Annotated in this window: 3 protein-coding genes; 2 read left to right on the forward strand and 1 reads right to left on the reverse strand. The window is 40.5% G+C overall.

Annotation, left to right across the window (positions count from 1 at the left end):
* Nucleotides 1-279: NUDIX hydrolase (locus HRU21_13285; GenBank protein ID NRA43258.1), on the forward strand; the 279-nt coding region annotated here is incomplete at its 5' end.
* A 217-nt stretch (nucleotides 280-496) separates the two neighbouring features.
* Here HRU21_13285 and HRU21_13290 read toward each other — a convergent pair.
* The gene (locus tag HRU21_13290; GenBank protein NRA43259.1) at nucleotides 497-850 is read right to left on the reverse strand and encodes a hypothetical protein; all 354 of its coding nucleotides are present in this window, start codon (nucleotides 848-850) and stop codon (nucleotides 497-499) included.
* A gap of 95 nt (nucleotides 851-945) precedes the next feature.
* Between HRU21_13290 and HRU21_13295 the strand changes: the two genes are divergently transcribed.
* Nucleotides 946-1,839: DNA recombination protein RmuC (locus HRU21_13295; GenBank protein ID NRA43260.1), on the forward strand; the 894-nt coding region annotated here is incomplete at its 3' end.

A 1,839-nucleotide genomic window follows, 5' to 3' on the forward strand; every position in this document is an offset into this window, starting at 1 on the left:
AAATATGAAGACTCTACGCTATACCGCTTGTTCGATATTCCCTATATCAATCAAGTTTATCTGTTTTATTTAACCGAGCTTGAAAGTCCAGACTTTGAGGCAGGTGTGGAAAGTCTCGATGTTAAATTTTTCACCCAGGCCGAGATACCTTGGGATGATTTAGCATTCCCGGTTATCAATGATGTTTTGGATGAGTTTTTTGCCGATCTGGCAGAAGGCGAATTCAAGGTGAGGGCAGGTCTGCCAAACTATCGCTATCGCATTAGCAAACAGCCCTGAAAAAACAGTTTTCAAGGCTAGCTTGAACACAGCTAATGATTATCGATGCGTTAGTTTGCTCTCTTACAATAGTCACAGTAGTCACAGTAGTCATTCGTACATTTGACACTGGTAAAATAGTCACTCCTATGTCACTCCTAGAAAGCATTCTATCTAGCACAATGCATAGTATCTGCTAAAAAATACTAACTAGCACAGTGGCCAATTTGGCTTTGAATTACTCGTAGGTAAGCTTTTCAATAGTCTGTTTTAAACGTAAAAACTCGGCATCTGCACCTGGTAAAAAGATTAACTTATAAAAATACCGTTGATTGACCGTGCAGTTGGCGGTTTGATGCGTTGAGTGGGTATAACTCATCACTAAATGAATGACATTGGTGCCGACCGGAACGGTTATTTCACTATTGTCGAGCAAAAAGCGCTGCTTCTCTTCTTTAATTACATATATTGAAGTTTCTGCAACATGCTGCATATTGATACGTAAGCTGCTAGTCACCGGCATAATGTAGTTGCTATCCATATCTTTATGTTGCAGATAAAGCATGGGTGATTTTTGAACATTTAAGAACATTGTTTCGATCCCTGTCTATGGTTATTGTATGAGTCGAAAAAAAAAGTAGGTTTGGTACAATGAATGCTTCGCAGACTATATAGCAATCATCAATAATGACAAGTGATCTCAGTCTCATCATTGCTTTTACATTAGTCGGGCTGCTGTTGGCCATTCTGGTATGGTTATTGGTTGCTCGACGCCACTTACAGCGTGCTTACTCGCAGTTACAACAGCAGTTTCAGCAGCAGGGTTTTAATCATCAAGCCAGCCTTGATCAGCAGAAGTTTGAAACGCAACTATCACAGCAGCAACAGCAGCAGTTGAATAGCCAATTAACTGAGTTAGCCCAAGCGCACCAATCATTACAGTCGAAATTCTCTGAGCTGCAGACCAATTACCAGCAAATATTAACTGAAAACCAAGTGTTACAGGCTTCTCAGCTAGAAGAGCGCAAAGCACAGCAAGAAAAACTGCAGCTATTATCGGAGTCGAAGCAGTCATTAAAGCTGGAGTTTGAAAACTTAGCTAATCAGTTGCTGGATAAAAAATCGGCCAGTTTAAAAGCCAAGCAAGAAGAGTTTTTCGCGCAATCATTACTGCCGCTTAGAGAGCAGTTACAAGAATTTCGTACGCGTATCGATAAGGTATATGAGTCTGAAAGTAGAGACCGTTTGAATCTGGTTAATGAGCTGCATCAGTTAAAAGCGCTAAATCAAAAAATGTCAGACGACGCGATAAATCTCACAAATGCCTTAAAAGGTTCGCAAAAATTTCAAGGCAATTGGGGTGAGCTTATATTAGAGCGTGTGTTAGAAAGTTCAGGCTTAAGAAATGGCTATGAGTATGAGCTGCAGGCTAGTCGAAAGGGCGTTGATGGCAAAACTTATTTACCGGATGTGATTGTTCAATTGCCGGACGATAAACAGCTGATTATTGATGCAAAAGTATCATTATTAGATTACCAACGCTACATCGAGGCGGACGATAGTGCAGAAAAGAAACTGGCG

Source organism: Pseudomonadales bacterium (assembly GCA_013215025.1).
GTDB lineage: Bacteria > Pseudomonadota > Gammaproteobacteria > Pseudomonadales > DT-91 > DT-91.

Bases quoted from the DNA above. Each gene is read 5' to 3' on its own strand.
- HRU21_13290 (NRA43259.1), bottom strand. From the start codon at position 850: ATGTTCTTAAATGTTCAAAAATCACCCATGCTTTATCTGCAACATAAA.